Annotated in this window: 17 protein-coding genes; 11 read left to right on the top strand and 6 right to left on the bottom strand. The window is 69.2% G+C overall.

The genetic code is table 11. From position 1 onward, the window contains the following. Positions 1–546 precede the first annotated feature (546 nt). The 7 genes from Aple_RS08280 to Aple_RS08250 are packed head-to-tail and all read left to right on the top strand — an operon-like array spanning position 547 to position 6,881. Positions 547–2,259, top strand: a complete 1,713-nt coding sequence (locus Aple_RS08280; RefSeq protein WP_218038183.1) for an AMP-binding protein — start codon at positions 547–549, stop codon at positions 2,257–2,259. Then, a complete protein-coding gene (locus Aple_RS08275) occupies positions 2,256–3,122 on the top strand; it encodes a ferritin-like domain-containing protein (RefSeq protein WP_155343895.1) in 867 nt (288 codons plus the stop codon). Before Aple_RS08280 ends, Aple_RS08275 begins: the two co-directional genes overlap by 4 nt. After that, the gene (locus Aple_RS08270; RefSeq protein WP_155343894.1) at positions 3,119–3,646 is read left to right on the top strand and encodes a PaaI family thioesterase; all 528 of its coding nucleotides are present in this window, start codon (positions 3,119–3,121) and stop codon (positions 3,644–3,646) included. Before Aple_RS08275 ends, Aple_RS08270 begins: the two co-directional genes overlap by 4 nt. Continuing rightward, positions 3,643–3,921, top strand: coding sequence for an acyl carrier protein (locus tag Aple_RS08265; RefSeq protein ID WP_155343893.1), 279 nt, complete (start codon positions 3,643–3,645; stop codon positions 3,919–3,921). Before Aple_RS08270 ends, Aple_RS08265 begins: the two co-directional genes overlap by 4 nt. Further along, a complete protein-coding gene (locus tag Aple_RS08260; RefSeq protein WP_155343892.1) occupies positions 3,918–4,787 on the top strand; it encodes an SAM-dependent methyltransferase in 870 nt (289 codons plus the stop codon). Before Aple_RS08265 ends, Aple_RS08260 begins: the two co-directional genes overlap by 4 nt. Then, positions 4,784–5,653: an acyl-ACP desaturase gene (locus Aple_RS08255; RefSeq protein WP_155343891.1), complete on the top strand. Its 870-nt coding sequence runs from the start codon at positions 4,784–4,786 to the stop codon at positions 5,651–5,653. Before Aple_RS08260 ends, Aple_RS08255 begins: the two co-directional genes overlap by 4 nt. 31 nt (positions 5,654–5,684) lie before the next feature. Then, positions 5,685–6,881 carry a cytochrome P450 gene (locus tag Aple_RS08250; RefSeq protein WP_170321343.1) on the top strand — a complete coding sequence of 399 codons (1,197 nt, stop codon included), beginning with the start codon at positions 5,685–5,687 and terminating at the stop codon, positions 6,879–6,881. 64 nt (positions 6,882–6,945) lie between these two features. On the opposite strand, the gene Aple_RS08245 is transcribed toward Aple_RS08250, so the two are convergent. Further along, a complete protein-coding gene (locus Aple_RS08245) occupies positions 6,946–8,487 on the bottom strand; it encodes a carboxylesterase/lipase family protein (protein ID WP_155343889.1) in 1,542 nt (513 codons plus the stop codon). Between the two features lie 287 nt (positions 8,488–8,774). Between Aple_RS08245 and Aple_RS08240 the strand changes: the two genes are divergently transcribed. Both Aple_RS08240 and Aple_RS08235 read left to right on the top strand, forming a co-directional pair. Beyond that, complete coding sequence (locus Aple_RS08240) at positions 8,775–9,173, top strand: hypothetical protein (RefSeq protein ID WP_155343888.1); 399 nt, start codon at positions 8,775–8,777, stop codon at positions 9,171–9,173. Beyond that, a complete protein-coding gene (locus Aple_RS08235) occupies positions 9,170–9,445 on the top strand; it encodes a hypothetical protein (protein ID WP_155343887.1) in 276 nt (91 codons plus the stop codon). Before Aple_RS08240 ends, Aple_RS08235 begins: the two co-directional genes overlap by 4 nt. A 24-nt stretch (positions 9,446–9,469) precedes the next feature. Here Aple_RS08235 and Aple_RS08230 read toward each other — a convergent pair whose 3' ends face one another. From Aple_RS08230 to Aple_RS53130, 5 genes are all read right to left on the bottom strand, one after another. Then, positions 9,470–11,212, bottom strand: coding sequence for an ABC transporter ATP-binding protein (locus Aple_RS08230; RefSeq protein WP_155343886.1), 1,743 nt, complete (start codon positions 11,210–11,212; stop codon positions 9,470–9,472). Next, positions 11,209–13,818 (bottom strand): ABC transporter ATP-binding protein/permease, encoded by a 2,610-nt coding sequence (locus Aple_RS08225; protein WP_155343885.1) that lies wholly within the window; start codon positions 13,816–13,818, stop codon positions 11,209–11,211. Before Aple_RS08225 ends, Aple_RS08230 begins: the two co-directional genes overlap by 4 nt. Continuing rightward, the gene (locus Aple_RS08220) at positions 13,818–14,525 is read right to left on the bottom strand and encodes a TetR/AcrR family transcriptional regulator (RefSeq protein ID WP_246264241.1); all 708 of its coding nucleotides are present in this window, start codon (positions 14,523–14,525) and stop codon (positions 13,818–13,820) included. Before Aple_RS08220 ends, Aple_RS08225 begins: the two co-directional genes overlap by 1 nt. A 134-nt stretch (positions 14,526–14,659) precedes the next feature. Next, a complete protein-coding gene (locus Aple_RS08215) occupies positions 14,660–15,166 on the bottom strand; it encodes a M20/M25/M40 family metallo-hydrolase (RefSeq protein ID WP_155343883.1) in 507 nt (168 codons plus the stop codon). 5 nt (positions 15,167–15,171) lie between these two features. Then, on the bottom strand, positions 15,172–17,538 hold the full coding sequence (locus tag Aple_RS53130; protein WP_218038182.1) for a diaminopropionate ammonia-lyase: 2,367 nt from the start codon (positions 17,536–17,538) through the stop codon (positions 15,172–15,174). 89 nt (positions 17,539–17,627) lie between these two features. On the opposite strand from Aple_RS53130, the gene Aple_RS08200 reads away from it, so the two are divergent. Beyond that, positions 17,628–18,527 carry a LysR family transcriptional regulator gene (locus Aple_RS08200; protein WP_155343882.1) on the top strand — a complete coding sequence of 300 codons (900 nt, stop codon included), beginning with the start codon at positions 17,628–17,630 and terminating at the stop codon, positions 18,525–18,527. Positions 18,528–18,582: 55 nt separating this feature from the next. Further along, a complete protein-coding gene (locus Aple_RS08195; RefSeq protein ID WP_218038181.1) occupies positions 18,583–19,296 on the top strand; it encodes a class I SAM-dependent methyltransferase in 714 nt (237 codons plus the stop codon). Positions 19,297–19,361 lie beyond the last annotated feature (65 nt).

Here is a 19,361-nt window from a genome sequence, read left to right as displayed (position 1 = left end):
AGCACTGCTTCGTCCGGCGGAATCGTCGAGGGGCTGTGTGACAAGCCGATAACCGCGACCGGGGCCGGGCGAGCAGTACTGCCGGTCTGCATAGAACCACCTGTACCTGTCATAGTCGACGGAAGTCGTTTCTGAACGCAGGCTGTCGAGCATTGTCCCGGGATGCCACCGGCATACCGGCTCTGCCCAGGTAGCGGCATATAGCGTTCGAGAGTTTATCCAGCCAGACAAGCGCGTCCAAGATTCCATTACAGGTCTAGTAAATCCACTAGCATTTCCGTCGCCGACTTGTCGCTCTACAAATCCGTGTAATGATGCTCGGAAGGTACACGCAAAGATCCGGCATCATGGAATCTGTTCTCTGGTCCGCGATATCCACGAAGCGGACCGGGGCTATTTGTGCCTGTCGAACAGCACACGGTGTGAATGTTCTTGCCTGCTGTCGTCCAGGCCCCGCGCCTTGCACTCACCGCCGTGATCGACTGACCGCTCGACCGAGCCGGTAACCAGCAAGACCGGACTTCGCTGACCACGGAGGAAATCATCGTGAAGCGACCTGTGCGACCTGCCCTGCTGGATGGGGAGACTCTGGGGGAGAGCCTGGCCCGGTTGGCGAGGGCGTCACCGGATTCCCGCGCGAGATTCCCCACCGCGGGCGACGAGATCACCGCAGCGGAACTCGACTCCGCTTCCGCGGCAGGCGCACACGAGTTCCTGCGCGCCGGGGTGCGACCCGGTGAGATCGTGGGCGTACTGGTGTCCACCGCGGCCAGGTTCCTCACCACGATCTTCGGCCTCTGGCGGGCCGGGGCGGCGGTCAGCGTGCTGCCGGTCCAGGCCGGTTTCGGTGGTGTGCAGGGCACCGCGCGCCGTCTCTCGCGCATCATGGCCGTCGCGGGCATGCGCCACCTCGTGCTGGACCCCGACTACGACGACCTCGGCCGCGAACTCACCACGGTGAGCACTGGCCTGGCCCTGCTGTCTCCGCCTTCGCCCAGCGGCACCGGCAGCGGGCTCACCCTGCCCGCCGTCGATCCCGGCGCACTTGCCATCGTCCAGTTCACCTCCGGCAGCACGAGCATGCCCAAGGGCGTGATGCTGCCTCATCGGACCACCATGGCCGGTCTGCGAGCCTGCGTGGTGTCGGGCGCCTTCAGTCCCGACGACGTGTTCGTCCAATGGGTGCCGACGTTCCACGATATGGGCTTGATCGGCCTGCAGTCGCACTTGCTCAACGGTGCCGACGTCCACGTCTTCCCCCCGATCGCCTTTCTGCGGCGGCCGGGCGCGGTGCTCGAGCACTTGGCCGCACACGGCGGAACCATGATGACCGGCCCCAACTTTTCCTACGACTACATACTCGACAACGTACCCGCGGAGCGACTGGCCACCCTCGACCTGTCCAGCTGGCGGCTGGCATTCAACGGCGCCGAACCGGTCAGCGCGGCCACCGTCCGGCGCTTCACCGAGGCGCTGGCGCCCAGCGGCGTCGACCCATCGGTGATGTACCCGGTGTACGGCATGGCCGAGGCCACCCTGTCAATCAGTTACCCCAACCCCGGCGACACCGCGACGATCCGCGCGGTGGACCGCAACGAACTGGCCAGGACCGGTGTCGTGCGCACTGTCGAGGAGACCGCGCCCGCGGCCAAACCGGTCGTCGCGGTGGGCCGCGCCGTGCACGGCATCGACCTGCGGATCGTCGGCGAGGACGGGGTGGTGGCAGCCGACAGCACGCTCGGGGAGATCCAGATCGCCGGGGAACCGGTGACCACCGGGTACTTCCGCAACCCCGAAGCGACAGCGGCGGTGTTCGACAACGGCTGGCTGCGCACCGGCGACCTCGGCTTCCTGCTCGACGGCGAACTGTACATCACCGGGCGGCGCAAAGAGATGGTCGTGGTGCACGGGCAGAACTTCTTCCCCGACGACGTCGAGAACGTCGCGCGCACCGTGCCAGGCGTCTACCGCCGCCGCTGCGTCGCGTTCCCCGACACCGACTCCGAGGGTGGCGAGCGAATCGGCGTCATCGTGGAGACCAGGGGGGATCCCGCCTTGGTACGCGAGGAAGTCCGCAGGCGTGTGGCCACCGAGTTGGACCTCGCCCAGGTGGAGGTCTACGCGGTCAAGCCCCGCTGGATCCCCCGCACCACCAGCGGCAAGTGGCAACGCGTACTCGCCGCCCAGCGCGTCACCGCCGGTGACGATGAAGGGGTGTTCCCCGCCACCGGAAGTCGAGACCAAGGAGAACTGGTGTGAACAGCAAAACCCGGTCGCCTGCCGGGGTGCCCTTGCTCGAGGACGAACGGATGCACAGTGCCCGGGTGTTTGCGGCCTACCAGCACGCAACCTGGGAAATGCACCACATCCCGTGGGACGAGTTCCGAGCTGACTTGGTGCTGCCCGAACATATCGTGTTCGCCAAGGGCGCCATCGTGGGTGAGTCCAACGTCATCGCAGCCACCCACGGACTGCTCAACGAGTTCGCCATGGACTACGACTTCTCACAGTTCGCGTGCATCTGGGGTTACCAGGAGATCCAGCACCACCTCGCCTTCCAGACCTGGCTACAGCTGGCAGGGCACAACATCGACCACAGCACGATCGCCTCGATGCGTGAGGCGTACCCGCCGGGGGTGACCAGGGCGGCCACGCTGGCGACCAACGTCATCTGCGAGGTGCTGGCCACGCACGCCTACAAGTGCGTCGCCCGCAGCATGCGGGAGCCGGTGCTCGCCGCGATCCTGCGGAAAGCCAGCGGCGACGAGGCGCGGCACGCGCGGGAATTCGTCCACTACACCGCGGTGCAATTGGCCGAACGGCCGGAGGAGTGCGCGTCAGTAGTGGAGACCCTGTACGTCTACATGGGCACCACGCGCGATCTGTACCGCCACCCGGTCAGCCGGTTCAAGGGAAACCTGCCCGAGCTGGCGAACCACGAGACCATCGACGAGATGTTCGCCTACTTCGCCGAGGTTGACGAAGGCGGCGCGGAGTGGGCGAAGTGCTGCGAACAGCTGTTCAAGTACTTCTCGCAGATCACCGGCTACAAGTTGACCAAGATGTCCGACGTGCGCCGGGCGATAGCCGACGAGTCGTCGAAGGACGTGGTCGTCGTATGACCGCCCAGCACACCTTCGGCGAGGAGATCGAGTTCCCCTGGATTTCGGAGCCCTCGTTCAACTGTTTCGGTTGCTCCCCACACAATCCGGTCGGGCTCAAGCTGCGCATGCGACGGCTGTCGAACGGCGACTACGCCGCCGAGACGACGTTCTCCGAGTGCTACGCCTCCTACCCGGGAATCGTGCACGGCGGCATCGTGAACGTCCTGGTGGACGAGGTGATGGGCGACACCCTCACGCTGATCCACGGCATGCTCGCGTTCTCCGTGACCCTACGCAGCAGGATGCTGGCCCCTCTCATGGTGGGAGAGCGGTACCTGACCGTCGCGCGGGTAAGCGGCAGGGGCAACGGGGTGCTGCACACCGAGGCCACGATCACCGGGCCCGGCGACGAGCTACACGTCATGGCAACCGGCACCTACCAGCCGATCCGATCCAAGCAGGCCAGAGAACTGATGAAGCTCGACGACGCCGCCTTCAGCCGCGTCCGGCACTACTTCGACCACGGAGCTGGAGAGACATGACCACCGAATCCGCCACCACCCGTGCAGAGATCGCCTCGGTCACGGCCGAATTCATCGCTGCTGAGCTGAAGATCTCCGCCGCCGAGCTCAACGGCGCCGATGTGCTCAAGGAACTGCCCGGTGCAGACTCACTGAAGCTGCTACGTGTGGTGTCCAAACTGGAGCGCAGGTGGGACGTCGAGTTCGACGACGAGGCCATTTTCGGCGCGCGGACCATCGACGAGCTGGTCATCCTGGTCGAGAGGCACGTCAGCGGCGATCTGGCGGGGTCATGACCGCACTGACCCCGCAAGAGGCGTATCAGGCAACCAACAAGCACTACGAGCTGCCCGCCGAACTGTTCGGCATCTACCTCGACCGGCGGCTGAAGTACAGCTCCGGGCTGTACACCAATGGGCACTCTGATCTTGACCAGGCGCAGACGGACAAGCTGCACTTCGTCGCGCGGCGACTGGGCCTCACCGGCGGTGAGCGGCTGCTCGACGTCGGCTGCGGCTGGGGCAGCCTGATCCTGTTCATGGCGCAGGAGTACGGCTGCCACGCCACCGGCGTCACCCCGTCACGCCCACAGGCCGAATACATCCGGGCGCAAGCGGAGAAGGCGGGCGTGGCCGAGCTGATCGCGCTGGAGCTCGGTTCGTTCACCGACGTCGAGGTGACCGGGCCGTTCGACGCGGTCACCATGCTCGGCTCAATCGTGCACATGCCCGACCGGACTGCGGTGCTGCGCAAGGTGTACGGGCTGTTACGGGGCGGCGGGTCGCTGTACCTGTCGGAAAGCTGCTTCCGGGACCACGCCGCCTATGAGGAGTTTTCGCAGCGGCCGGGTACCAAGCACGTCACCGAGGGCATTTTCGGATTCGCCGACATGGTGCCGCTGTCGGTGCTGGTAGAGGCCGTGGAATCGGCCAGGTTCAGCCTCACAGGACTCGCCGACCTCACCGCGCACTACCACCGCACCATCGAGGAGTGGGAACAGCGGGTTGGGGCCGCGCGTGACCACGTCGAACTGGTGGCGCCAGGTATGAGCGAGCCACTCATCCGATATCTCCGCACGGCCAATGCCGGCTGGGGTTACACCACCAAGCACTACGCGTTGAGCGCACTGAAATCCCGGATGGGTCCAACGGAGGCACCATGACCGAGACCCTGCCCGAGTCCGATTCCCAGCGGTTGCGAAAGTTCGTCGACCCTGGGGAAATCCGGGAGCTGACGCGGAAGGCGGTGAGCCGCGCCGGCACGCGGCAGTGGTCGATCGACGAGCTGTCCTGGGCGTCGCTGCGGCCTGAGGAACTCACCGACACCGACCGGTCGGTGGTCCGGTTCATCACCTTCATTGAGGACCATATCCCTGGGTATCTGACCTATTTCCTGGACGCCTTCCCCGTCTCCGGCGAGGATTTGGCGATCGAGGAGTTCTGTTTCAACCGGGAGTACTTCCGCTTCCTGATCTCCTGGGCTAACGAGGAGGAACGACACGCCTCGGTGCTGACCAGGTACCAGATCGAGGCCGGCATCAGCGACCCCGACGCACTGATGCGGGAGTTGGCCGAGGAGGGCCGGAAGAAGTTCGCACTGCCCTACGAGAACCCGCTGCAGGCGTTCACTTATACGCTGGTGCAGGAGAAGGCCACACAGCTGTTCTACCAGCGGTTCAGGACGGTGGCCACGGAGCCGGTACTGCGTGATCTGCTGCATCGGCTGGCCAGGGACGAGGCGCGGCATTTCGCCTTCTACGCCGAACTCGTCGGCGCCTACGTCAAGCGGCACGGGCTCGCAGCGAGCGTACCGGATCTCAAGGACGTGCTGTCCACCTTTCGGATGCCGCTGGCGGACACGCTGAACGGGTACTGGCGGTGGTCACTGAAAATCGCGGACGCCACGTCCTACGACCATACCGAGGCATACGAGGCGCTGGTCCGGCTCGTCAGCGATTTCGCCACGTCGCGAGGCGATGCGGCAATGGTCGACCTGGCCGAGTTCGTGCACCGGATCCGCGCGGTCTGACCGGCTCGTCCACTCGTGCAACAGGATGGAAATGTCTATTATTTTCGACCCGCGAGATCCATCGATACGTACGGACCCATATCCTGTCTATCGACGCCTCCGCGAGACTGATCCGATTCATCAATCACATTTCGGCTATTGGGTTCTTTCCCGCTACGCCGACGTCGACGCCGTACTGTGCGCACCAGGGGCGTCGAGTGAGTTCTATCGGAACACCACATGGGCCAACCGCCGCGGCGGCGCGGACAGCCCGCTCCTGCAGAGTGTGCAAAATTGGATGCTCATGCTTGACGGGCCCGCGCACAGGCGGATCCGCGGCGTGATCGGCAAGGTTTTCACCCGAGCCTCCGTAGCACGACTGCGGCCACGTATAACCGCTGAAACCGACCGGCTGCTCGACGCCGTGGGCGAAGGTGAGACCGATCTGATCGACAGTCTCGCACTGCCCCTTCCGGTGACCGTGACCTGCGAGCTTCTGGGCTTGCCCCCGTACGATCGAGATCAGTGCCGCCGTTGGACGAAACAAATAAGTCGCGTGATCGACCCCTCGATAACGTTCGAGGACACGACCGGCATGAACACGGCAGAAGTAGAATTTCGGGAATACGTCGCCGAGCAACTCGACGAGCGCAGGTCAACACCACGAGAAGACATCCTGTCTCTGCTCGTGCACGCTGAGGTCGATGGCGTCCGGCTGACTGACCGCGAGATCATCGCCAATGTTCTGTTTCTGTTCGTCGCAGGTCATGAGACAACAGTCAATCTGATCGGAAACGGTCTGCTGGCGCTGCTCCGGCACCCCGACCAGTTGCGAATGCTGCGTGAGAACCCGGAGATGATCACTGATGCCATGGACGAGATCACTCGCTACGACGCCCCCGTGCAGATCGTCTCCAGGCTCCTGACCGACGACGTCGCCCTTGAGGACGTCACGCTTCCCGCGGGGGCCAAGGTGATGTTGCTCTTCGGGGCGGCCAGTCGTGATCCGGCACGCTACCGCGACCCGGACCGCCTCGACTTGACTCGTACCGGAATAAAAACGCTGGCTTTCAGCAGTGGGCCCCATTACTGCATCGGCGCCGCGCTGGGAAAGCTGGAAACCTCTGTGGTGCTGACGGAGCTACTACGACGCTACTCCAGGATTGAACTCACCAGCGAGAACCTGGTCTGGCGACCCAACGTCAGCTTCCGTGGCCTACAGAGGCTGCCACTCAGGCTGATGCGCTGACTACGCATCACACGCCGAACGCGGGCCGGCAGCATCGCCGCCGACCCGCACGTCCAGCCGAGAGTCAGCCGAGACTGTCCCAGAAGTCGCAGTTGTGCCGCTCGTCGAGGTCGGCGGGACGGTTGCCGCCGGGCTCCAGCGACTGGACGAGCGGGACGGCCGGCCAGGAGGCGGCGGGCCTGCCGACGGCCGCGAAACGCGTCCAGTAGCGGATCATCGTGTCGGACAGCCGCTGCTGGTCGGGCCGGAAGGTCACCTTGAAGTCGTGCAGGTAGGCCAGCTCGGAGGCGTGGAAGGCGCCCAGCGGGAAGTCCTCGGGTCGCGGGAACTCGAACGGCAGCGGAGCGTCCCGGTCGGCGAACTCGTACCCGTAAACCGGCGTCCAGCGGGCCAGCACCAGGTCGTTGCGCCTGTTCGGGCAGGCGTAGCCGCGGTCGGTGATGATCGAGCCCCACGCCCCACGCGGCGACGTCCCCGCCGGGTAGCGTTCGGCGACCAGGTCCGCCTTGTCGCCGAACGCCACGCTGAGCAGGCCCCTGTAGTCGTTCTCCGCAAGGGGCGGGAACGTTGCCGCGAAGAACGCGCCCTCGTCCCGGGTCGTCCCGGCCAGGACGGGCACCCGGTTGAACCTGCCCTCGCGCAGCGCGCGTCCGGGGTGGACGGGGAGCGTCGGTGTGCCGTACGCGGGGCTCCAGAAGACGGGCGGGTTCTGGGCGGCCAGCAGCGCGGACACCGGCAGCCCGCGCAGGCACTCGATCGCCGTGGCCGGGTCCGCGCAGCCCAGCGCGGGCGCCACGCGCGCGCCGACCCCCTCCAGGACCTCGCGCGGCTTCCAGGTGTCGTACTCGGCGCCGACGCCGGGGAAGATCACGTCGGGCACGTTCAGCTCGGTGCACGACCCGCTCTGGATCACCATCCGCTGGAACAGCCCGGCCGCCGCCGGGGAGGCGAGCTGCGCGCACATGCTGTCGCCGCCCGCCGACTCGCCGAACAGCGTCACCCTGCCGGGATCCCCGCCGAACGCCGCCGCGTTGCGGCGCACCCAGCGCAGCGCCGCCTGCTGGTCCATCAGCCCGTACGTGCCGGAGTTTTTGAGTCCCGGATACCCGAAGAACCCGAACGCGCCCAGCCGGTAGTTGACCGTGACGACCACGACGTCACCCTGTACGGCCAGGCGCCGCTCGTCGTAGTCGCTGCCCGCGCCGCCGCTGAAGCCGCCGCCGTGCACCCAGACCATGACCGGCTTGAGCCCGTGTGCAGGGCGGGGAGTCGTGACGTTGAGGTAGAGGCAGTCCTCGCTGTCGCCGGCCGGGCTGCCGATCGCGGCGTTCTGCGCGCAGCGGGGGCCGGGCCGCGTCGCGTCCCGCACCCCGCGCCACGGCTCGACCGGCTGCGGCGCCCGCCACCGGAGCGCGCCGACGGGCGGCGCGGCGAAGGGGATGCCCTGGAACGTGCGGTGGTCCGCGGCGTCGGTGCCGCGAACGGCGCCCGCGTCGGTCCTGACGACGCCGGTGCTGATAATGCCGGTGCTCGCCTCGGCCGGCGCGGCCGTCAGCAGCCAACCGGCGACCACGGAGAGGAGGATGTTCGCCTTGAGTAATCTCATGCCCGCAATGATCTGGCAGGCCGCCGCCCCGCAGAATCCGGCCAGATACCCGCCGACGGTGTACCTACGTGCACCCCCGCTACTTCGTCCGCCGCTTCCAGCCCTCACGGGGCAGCGGGCGGGGTCGCCCGTCGGCGCTCTCCCACAGCTCGGCGCAACCGGTTAGCGCACGTGGCGACCGTTACGGCACGTCGGATTCCGAATCCGAGAGACGGCAATCGCCATACGCAGTAGTCCGACTACTCCCTGCTACGATCGTCGCGCATCGGATACGAAGGGGGCGGCCCGTGAAGGCATGGGTAGGCGTGGCTTTGATCGTCGTGGCCGGATGTGGAGCCGCGCTTAACGCCCCGGCAGTCTGGGCGGAGGACGCACCTGCCGAAGACCCCCAGCCTCAACTCACCCGAATCGACGGCACCGATCTCGGCGGCCCGGTTGGCACCCTGTGCGGCAACCGCCTGATCAGCCACGACTCCCCAATAGAGGACTCCCCCGTGCGGTGTGTCAACAGCTCGGTGAACAGCGGCAACTCAGTCGACAGCGGCAACCACCTCAGCCTTGGCGACGCGGTGAACAGCGGGAATTTCGCCAACGTGAACGGCACCAGCGACAGCGCCAACGCATCCAACAGCGGCAACCTCGCCAACGGCCGCCAGGAGACATTCGTGAGGCAGGCCGGACGATGATGATCGCACTGTGTATCGCCGCCATGGCCATCGCCCCCATCGGAGTGGGCGACTCAGACGATTCCCCAAACCGCAACAAAAGCGGCGACACCGCCAATACCGGCAACAGCAGGAGCAGCGGTAACAATATCGGCTACAGGGCCTTCAACAGCGGCAATTTTGCAAATATCAACGGTTCCACAAACAGCGGTAACGCCTCCTACAGTGCGAACAACGCCGACGGGCCGCTGCGTATCACCGTCAACAAGTGCCGCGTCAAGCGGCGCTGCTGACCCGGCGGCCGTTCTCGCGGGGATTCAACGGGTCGCGATGCGCCATCCGGCGGCGGTTTCCTGTTGCCTCCAGAATTGGGCGAACCGGCCGCCCGCGGCGAGCAGCGCATCGACGGGGCCGTCCTCGACGATGCGGCCGTCCTCCAGGAAGACGACCCGGTCGGCGTGGCGGACGCTGCCCAGCCGGTGGGTGACGATGACGCGGGTGCGGGGCACGGGATCGTCGGTGAGGGCGTGCACGATGGCGGACTCGTTCTCGGTGTCGAGGGCGCTGGTGGCCTCGTCGAGGAGCAGCACGGGCGCCGGTTTGAGCAGGGCGCGGGCGATGCTGATCCGCTGGCGTTCGCCGCCGGCCAGGGCGGTGCCGGCCTCGCCGACGGTGGTGCGCTCGCCGTACGGGAGGCGGGCGGTGAGTTCGTCGACGCGGGCGAGCGCGGCGGCGAGGGCCACCCGGCTGAGGTCGGCGGCGGGATCCCCGGCGAGGACGTTGTCGTGGATTGTGCCACCGAACAGATAAGGGTGCTGGAAGACGACGCTGACCAGGCGGCTGCGGGTCTCTGGGTCCAGGTGCGCGGCGTCCTGGCCGCCGATGTGGATGCTGCCGGCCGTCGGTTCGTGCAGGCCGGCGAGCAGGGCCAGGATGGTGCTCTTTCCCGACCCGGAGGGGCCGACGATCGCGGTGGTGCTGCCGGGTTGGAGGGTGAGGTCCAGGCCGTCGAGCACCTGCGGGCCGTCGGGGGTGTAGCGGAAGCCGACCTGGCGCAGGCGGATCTGCGGGGCGCCGGACATCGGATCGGGTCCTGCGGGGTCGCGGCGCGGGGGCGCGGGGGCCGTCAGGACCGCCCGCATTCGGCGCAGCGCGGTGGTGGCGGTCTCGATGCCGGGGGTGAGCTCGCCGAGCGCGGTGGACGCCTCCAGGTAGCGGGCGACGACGACGATGAGGGCGATCGCCTCGGGGGGGCTCAGCTCTCCGCGTACGGCCAGCAGGGTGGCGGTTCCGGCGAGCAGGACGAGCGCGAGCTGGCCGGCGAGGCTGAACAGGAGCTGCCCGGGGATCTGCATGAGCAGCACCCGGACGGCGGCGCCATGCTGGGAGGCCAGCGCCGCGCCGACGGTGCTGCGGGCCGGCTCGGCGCGGCGGGCGGCGCGCAGGGCCTGCTGGGTGCGGGCGAACTCGACGATCCGCTCGGTGAGGGAGCTATTGCGCTCGGCGGCGGTGCGGTCGGCGGCCCGGCTGATGCGGCCGGCCGCCCAGAACGCACCGAGCAGCACGGGCACCCCGGCCAGCGCGGCCAGCCCGAGGGGCAGGGAGATCGGCAGCAGCGCGAACCCGATCGTGACCGGCAGCAGGATCGCGCCGAGCAGGGGCGTGACGAGGTAGACGATGAGAGTGAACAGGTCGGGCCCGGTCGCGGCGATGGCCTGCCTGGCGGTGGCGGTGTTCTCGGCGGTGAACCAGGTCAGCCGGACGCGGGTGAGCCGGTCGGCGATCGTGTGCTGGGCGTTGTCCAGCAGCGCGAACCCGAGGTCGAAGCCGATTCTGGCGACGGCCGCGTCAACGGCCCAGCCGACGGCGGTGACGGCCGCCAACGCCGCCACCCAGGGCCAGGCCCGGCCGGGGTCGGAGCCGAACAGGGCGGCGACGAGGGGCACGAGCAGCACGGCGCCGACCCCGCGTAACACGACGCCGAGCAGGGTGAGGGCGGTGTGACCGGCGACCTGGCCGCGCCGGTCGGCGGGCAGGAGCCGCAGCAGGGTCCGGATCATCGGGTCGCCTCCTCCGGCTCGACGGCACGGCCCTGGCCCGCGTCCCAGAGCCGGCGGTAGCGGCCGCGCGCGGCGAGCAGTTCATCGTGGGCGCCGGTCTCGGCCACGTGCCCGGCGTCGAGCACGACGATCCGATCGACCCCGGTGATGGTGTGCAGGCGATGCGCGATGACGAGCACGGTACGGTCCGCGGTGAGCCGGTCCAGCGCCTGCTGGAGGAGGTATTCCGATTCCGGGTCGGCGAAGGCGGTGGCCTCGTCGAGCACGAGCACGGGTGTGTCGGCGAGAATCGCGCGGGCGATCGTGAGGCGTTGCCGCTCCCCGCCGGAGAGGGCCGCGTCGGGTCCGAGCATCGTGTCGTAGCCGTCCGGGAGCCGCATGATCCGGTCGTGGATGTGCGCCTCACGGGCGGCGGCCATCACCTGCTCCCGGGTGGCGCCGGGGACGGCGAGCGCGATGTTGTCGTGCGCGGTGCCGTGCACAAGCTGGGTCTGCTGGAACACGAATCCAACTTGTTCGTACAATTCGTCGGCGGTCAGGTCGCGTATGTCGCGCCCGCCGACGCGGATCGCGCCGGAGTCGACGTCGTGGAAGCGGGCCAGCAGCGCGGCGAGCGTCGACTTGCCCGACCCGGATGGGCCGACGAGCGCGGTCACGGTGCCCGGGGTGAGGGTGAGCGAGACGTCGTGAATGACGGGGACGCCGGGCCGGTAGGCGAAGCCGACCCGGTCGAACACCACGGTTCCCGGGGGCTTCGCCCCGGTGACGGCCTCCCCGCTCCGGGCCTGTAGTTCGGGCTCGTCGAGGGTGTTCTGGACGCGGCGGGCGGCGAGCAGTCCGGCGCGCAGCCCGCCGAGCCCGTAGGCGATGCCGAGCAGCCGGGCGCCGAAGGTGGTGCCCAGCAGCAGGAAGGGCAGCAACGTCACCGGCCGCATCGAGCCTGAGGCGATCAGGACGGTGCCGACGATGGCGATGACCAGGAGGAACGTCGCCGGGCGGGTGGCGAGGTCCATCAGCGTCTTCTTGCTCGTGAACGGCCGCTGCCAGTCGTTGAGAAAGCGGATGTACTCCTCCAGCCTGGCCCGGAACGTCGATGCCGCGGCGCCGCCGAACACCCGGATGACCGGCTGGCCTTCCAGGTAGGCGCCTGCCTCGCCGTCCATCCGCTCCGCCCAGCGCTGCGCCTGGGAGATCTTGGCGCCGGACTGCATGATCATCACCCACGCGGTGAAGGCGTACACCAGGACCGGCCCGAACAGTGCCAGCGCCACCCGCCAGTCCACGACGAACAGGTAGGCCAGCACGGCGAGCGGGGCGACGACCGCCGCGACCGCGTCAGGGACGGCGTGGGTGACCAGGTAGTGCAACGCGAGGGTGTCGTCCTGCACGACCTGTTTGACGTGCCCGGAGCCGCGGGCGGTGAACCATCCCAACGGCAGCCGCGCCGCCTTGCCGAGCAGCCGCTGCCGCAGCCCGCGCGCGAACCGGGCGTCCACGATGTGCAGCCACAACGTGAGCGCTCCGCTCAGGACCGTGCCCGCGCCGAGCAGGCCGAGCGCCCAGAAGCCGACCGTCCACAGCGCGCTCGCCGCCTGCCCGGCCAGCATCCGGCGGGCCAGTTCGACCAGCAATACGAAAGGGGCGAGTTGAACCAGCGTCACGACGGCTTGCAGCACCGCCGCCAGGATCAGGGTGCGCCGCAACGGGGCGAGCAGCCGCCCGGCGGCCTGCGCCCGCCAGGCCCCGCGCACCGGCGAGGCGGCCGCCGCCCCATCCGCCGGGGACGAGGACGGGGCAACGGGCACGGTCGTCTCGGGAGGCGTGGCGGCCTCCGCAGTGACCTGGTCCGGTGCCGACGCGGCTCGCAGCGTCCCCATCGCGCGGCCGTGGAACCAGTACGCCTGCGCGTACAGCTCCGACTTCGGGAACCCGAACTCCTCCCGCAGCCGCCCCCGGACCTGCTTGAGCGAGCCCGACTCCGCGGCGGCCCACGCCTTCCAGTCCGACCAGTCCCGCCCTTCGAGCGCGGCCGCGAGGGACGCGGGCCCGCGCTTGGGCACCCAGTGCGTGCGGGCCCGCGGATGGGCCGCGAGCGGGATGAGCAGGTCGGCCTCGTCATGCCGCTCCAGGTACACCTCGACCGGAACATCGCCGGGGACGACGGCGAGGATGCCGTTGATCGCGGGGATCGACGCCGAGTCCCCGATCAGCAGGTACCCGGCCGGCGGCTCCGGCGGCACCTCGAACTTGGACGAGCCGAGTGACGTCACCATCACCGTCCACCCCGGTTCGGCCGCCCGCGCCCACACCGACGCCGGCCCCGCCGGTTCGTGCAGCACGACGTCGACCGCGAACGCGCCGGTCGTCTCGTCCGCCTCCGAGATCGTGTACGCCCGCTGATGCTCGGCCGCGCCGCCGTCGGGATCGGGGAACCAGAACCGCAGCCACGCCGTCGGTTCCACCACCACATCCTTGAACAAGGTCGGCGATGTGAGCCGCACCCGCACGAAATGCGGTGCGAGCCACTGCTTCCCGACGACGGTCGCCTCGTGGTCGCGGGCGCCGAACCCGCGCATGACCGCGCCCTGGAATCCGCGCTTGGCCATCACAACCCTTCTCCCGTGGTGGCGAGGTCCGCGATGATCCGCGTGACCGGACGGCCGGGCGGCGCCGCCTGGACCAGGCCGCGGATCGCGCCGGTCAGCAGCAGCCGGACATACTCCTGGCGGTGCACCGGCGGCAGTGCCACATGTGCCGCGGCCAGCTGTTCGTCGACCGCCAGCCCCGCGATCGCGGCCTGACGTTCCCGGTCCAGGTCGCCGGCGTCCTCGCGCTCCGCCGCGACGCCGTGCTCCTCGGACGCCGCGACCGCGATCGTCAGCGATGCGACCGCGCCGCTGAGCACGACCGCGGCGTCCGGGCTGTAGCCGCGCCGGACGAGCGCCTCTACCTCGGCCGTGAGCAGCCGCCGCCCGCCGTCGCCGCGCGGGAACAGCAGTTGCAGGTACCTGGCCATCCCTGGATGCGTGAGCGTGAACGCGCGCAGTTGCAGCGCGAACGACAGCAGATGCCGCTCGATGTCGTGCCCTGGGGTGTCATGCAGATCCAGATCGGCGAGGATGCTCTCGCCCACCAGGCGTTCCAGCCCCCGCCGTCCCTCGACATACCGGTACAGCGCCGTCGCGGTGACCCCGAGCTCGGCGGCGACCGCCTTCACGCTCAGCGCGGCCATGCCCAGCTCGCGGCCGACCCGGACGATGTCGTCCACACAGATCTGCGGCCGCCGTCCACCGACCCGGGCTGAAGCCGTCACCGCGCCTCGATCCATAGTTATAGGGGCTAACTAAGGTGAGCCTAACCTACCGTCCGGGCTGGACACAACACGGGTTCCTGGCGCAGCGGGGCGAGTTCGGGGCGACCCACCGCTACCCCGCCAAAGCCGCTCGCCTACGCGACCTGGAGCAGCAGGTCGCCACCACCACCGACCAGCAGGCGATGAACCTCCTCGGTGCCCAGGCTGCTGTGCTCCTCGTCGGCGACGCAGGCGAGGATGACGTCTCCCCGCAGACGCCGCTGGGCCGTGGCGCGCACGGCGGCGGTCATCATGGCCGCGACGCCGCTCTTCATGTCGAAGGCGCCCCGGCCGAACATCTTCCCTTCGCGGAGCAGCGGATCCAGCGGCTCGCCGTCGTAGCCGGCCAGGCCGACGGTGTCGAGATGGCCGTTGAGCATCAGCGACCGTCCGCCGCCGGCGCCTCTGGCGATCGCGACCAGCGAGGGGCGGCCGGGGCGCTTTTCCAGGCGGTGCACCTCGAAGCCGTGGGAGGACAGCCAGTCGCCGCAGAAATCGGCGATGGCGGTCTCGCCCGCGCCGCTGGGCGACAGTTCGGGGTTGACGGAGTCGATGGCGATGAGCCGGGAGAGGAGGGCGACCGGGTCCGGTGCGATGGGCATGTGGGTCAGTCCTGGTTCGCGAGGCGGAGCAGGGTGGTGGCGAGAACGTCGACGCCGTGCGCGCAGGCCTCGGGCGTCGAGTACTCGCGGGGGTTGTGACTGATGCCGTCGTACTCGCCGCGTACGAAGATCATCGCGGTGGGGCAGAGCACGGCGATCTCCTGGGCGTCATGGCCTGCCCCGGAGAGCAGCGAGACGTGTTCCAGGCCGTGGTCGTCAGCGGCCTGCGCGATGGCCTTCCGCACGTCCTCGTCGAAGGAGACGTACGCGGTCCTGGCCATGCGCCGGGTGGTGAGGGTGAGGCCCGGCCGGCTGTTCTCCAGGCTCCGCAGGAAGGCGGCGAGGTCTTCCTCGGCCTGGGCGATCTGGGTGTCGTCGGGGTTGCGCAGGTCGACGGTGAGCGTCGCGCGGGCCGGGACGATGTTGGTCAGGTTCGGGTGCACGGCGAGATGGCCGACCGTGGCGCGCAGGCCGCCGTAGTTCCCGGAGTCGACCATGGCCCGCAGCCGCACGATGATCTGGGCCGCCGCCAGGCCCGCGTCGGCGCGCAGGTGGGTGGGTGTGGTCCCGGCGTGCGCGGCGCGGCCGTGGATGGTGATCTCCTGCCAGGAGATGCCCTGCACGCCGGTGACGACGCCGACTTCGACTCCGTGCTCGGCCAGGACCGGTCCCTGCTCGATGTGGCACTCGACGTAGGCGTGCGGCGGTTCGAGCCGGACGTCGGCGGGTCCGTCGAAGCCCGTGCGGGTGAGTTCGCCGCCGAGGGTGAGTCCGCCTCGGTCGGTGAGCGCGTGGGCGTACTCCAGGGTGAGGCGCCCGGCGGCGACCGCGCTGCCGAGCATGTCGGTGCCGAAGCGGACGCCCTCCTCCTCGGTGAAGACGCAGACCTCGATCGGACGGCGGGTGGTGATGCCGTGCTCGTTCAACGTCCGTACGACCTCGAGTCCGCCCAGCACGCCGAGGCAGCCGTCGAACGCGCCCGCGGTGGCGACGCTGTCGAGGTGCGAACCGGTGAGCACCGGCGCCGCGGCCGGGTCGGAGCCTTCACGGCGGCCGTAGATGTTGCCCATCCGGTCGACGCGGACGGCCAGCCCCGCCTGTTCCATCCATTTGATGACCAGGCGGCGTCCCTCGGCGTCCGCGTCGGTGAGGGCGAGGCGGTTGACGCCACGCAGGCCGGTGCGCTCGTCGTCGTACGCGCCGACCTCGGCGAGGTCCATCAGGGACCTCCACAGACGGCCTCCGTTCACGGTGATCTTGTCGGGCATGGAGCTCGCTCTCCCAGGAGTCGTCGGGTTGGCCGCACGGCCCTCAGTGCTCAGCAGTACCACCGTCGAGGCGGGGCCGAGGCCCAGCGCGGCGCGGCGCTCGTCGGCGCCGTCCCCGGTGAGCGCCGCGCGGATCCCGGCGAGCGAGGCGGCGCCGCAGGGCCCGGCGGAGACGCCGAGCGCGGCCAGATCATCGGCCGCGCGTGCGCTGTCGGCGTCGGTGACGGCCACGGCGGCGTCCAGTCCGCCGCGCAGGTACGGCCAGGCGATGCTGGAGGGGGTGCCGCAGTTCAGACCGGCCATGATGGTCTCGCCGGTGGCGACGCTGACCGGTTCGCCGGCCATCAGGCTCTCGATGACGCAGGGGGCGGCCGTGGACTCCACCGACAACAGAGCCGGAGCCGGCCCGGCCGGGCGGCTGCGGTAGTGGGTGACGACGGCCTGGGCCAGCGAGCCCACGCCCACCGGGACGACGATGAGATCGGGCGTCACTTGCTCGTCGATTTCAGCGCAGAGGGTGGAATAGCCCTCGACGATCCAGCCGGGGATCCGCTCGTAGCCCGGCCAGGCCATGTCCTGCACCAGGATCGTGTCCGGTGCGGCGGCCGCCTCGGCCGCCTCGCGCACGGCGTCGTCGTAGGAGCCCGCGACCCGGGTGACCTCCGCCTGTTCGGCGGCGATGGCCGCCACCGCCTCCGGATGCACACCCCGTGGGACGAAGACGCGGGCGCGCTGGCCGAGCAGGCGGGCCAGCTGGGCCACCGCGCGGCCGTGGTTGCCGTCGGTGGCGGCCACCAGCGTGACCGGATCGGCCGCTCCGCCGTGCCCCGCCCGCTCGGCGAGCGCGCGATGCACCGCCCAGGACGCGCCCAGCGCCTTGAAGGCGGGCAGGCCCAGCCGGGACGACTCGTCCTTGACGAAGACCCGCCCAACCCCCAGCTCGGCGGCGAGCCGGGGCAGTTCGATCAGCGGGGTGGGAGCGTACCCGGGCAGCGAGGCGTGGAATTCCCGCACCTCGGCGGGGGCGGGCGCGCAGGTCCAGGACCTGGCGCCGGGCCGGGCGAACCACGGCGGCATACGGACGGGCGGAGCGATCTCAGGCACACAGCCAGCGTGCGGCACGAACCTCCCATCGCTCCAGCGAATGTTTCCGACCTATATTCATCAGAGAAACCAACCAATAAAGGCTCGCGATGTTCGACCTGCACCGACTGCGCCTGCTGCGTGAACTCAAACACCGAGGCACCCTCGCGGCCGTCGCCGCCGCCCTCTCCTACAGCCCTTCCTCCGTCTCCCAGCAGCTCTCCCAGCTGGAGGCGGAAGTCGGCGTTCGGCTGCTGGAGCCGATCGGGCGCCGCGTGCGGCTGACCGAGCAGGCGGAGATCCTCGTCGCCCACACCGAGGCGGTGCTGGAGCGCCTGGAACGCGCCGAGGCGGACATCGCCGCCTCCCTCACCGATCTGACCGGCACCCTGCGCATCGCCTCGTTCCAGACCGCCGCCCTCGCCCTGGTGCCGCGCGCGCTGAGCCTCCTGCGCGACCGCCACCCCGGCCTGCGGATGCACGTCACTCAGATGCCACCGGAATCGGCCCTGCCCGCGCTGCAGGCCCGCGACTTCGACCTGGTCATCGCCGAGGAGTACCCGGGTAACCCCAATCCCCGGCCCGCCGAACTGGAACAGGAGGACCTGCTCGACGACCCCCTCCACCTCGCCCTGCCCGAACCGGCCGCCCCCGCGGTGCCGCTGCGCTCGCTGGCCGACCGGCCCTGGGCCATGGAACCCGAGGGCACGTTCGCCCGCCACTGGGCCATGACCCTGTGCCGGAACGCCGGCTTCGAACCCGACGTACGTTTCGAAACCACCGACCTCCTCATCCAGCGCCGCCTCGTCGAACAAGGCCACGCCGTCGCCCTGCTCCCCGGCCTCGTCTGGATCGGGCAGCCCGTGACCGTCGCGCTGCGGCAGCTCCCGCACGGCCAGCACACCCGCCGCGTCTTCACCGCGGTACGCCGGGGCCGCAGCCGGCATCCCGCCATCCAGGCATGCCGCCACGCACTCCGGCAGACGGCTTCAGAAGTGACAGCCCCGTGATCAAGGAATATCGATGCAAAGTGAGGAATAAATGTCAAATCCAGATGGCAGTGAGTTGGGCGAAGCCGAATACGAGGCGATGTATCAAGGCGTGTATCAAGGCGGCACTTCGGCGGGCCCGAAGCTGCCGTGGGACCTCGGCGCACCACAGCCCCAGGTCGTCGCGCTGGCCGACGCCGGCGAGCTCACCGGCGAGGTGCTGGACATCGGCTGCGGCCTCGGCGACAACTCCGTGTTCCTCGCCTCGCGCGGGCTGCGGGTCACCGGACTGGACTTCGCGCCGTCCGCGGTCGAGCAGGCCCGCGCCCGGGCCGCGGCGAAAGGCATCGACGTCACGTTCGCCGTCGCCGACGCGACGAAGCTCGAAGGTTACGAAGACCGCTTCGACACGGTGCTCGACAGCGCGCTCTACCACTGCCTGACCGAGCAGGAGCGTCACGAATACCTCGCCGCGCTGACCCGAGCGACCCGACCGGGCGGGCGGCTGCACCTGTTCTGCTTCTCGACCGAGATACCGGGTGTCTGCCCAGACCGACACCTGGTCAGCGAGGCGAACCTGCGCGAGACAGTCGGGAAGGACTGGACGATCGAACGACTTGAACCCGCCGCCTACACGACAGCGTTCGGCCCCGAGCAGCTGCGGTCAGCCATCCAAGGGATCCAAGGCGACGATTTCGACACTTCTCCGCTCGCCAAGCTCGCGACCGACGCCGACGACCGTGTCCTGATGCCGGCTTGGCAGTTGAAGGCGGTACGTTCAGCGCCGTGATGACCCAGTACGACCTAGATCGGCACACCAAATTTCCCTGACACGGAAGAGCTCACTAGTTCAAT

The sequence above is a fragment of the Acrocarpospora pleiomorpha genome (assembly GCF_009687885.1).
In the GTDB taxonomy this organism is placed as follows: domain Bacteria; phylum Actinomycetota; class Actinomycetes; order Streptosporangiales; family Streptosporangiaceae; genus Acrocarpospora; species Acrocarpospora pleiomorpha.
The sequence above is the reverse complement of the archived record's forward strand: the minus strand, read 5'-3'. Positions and strand labels throughout refer to the sequence as shown.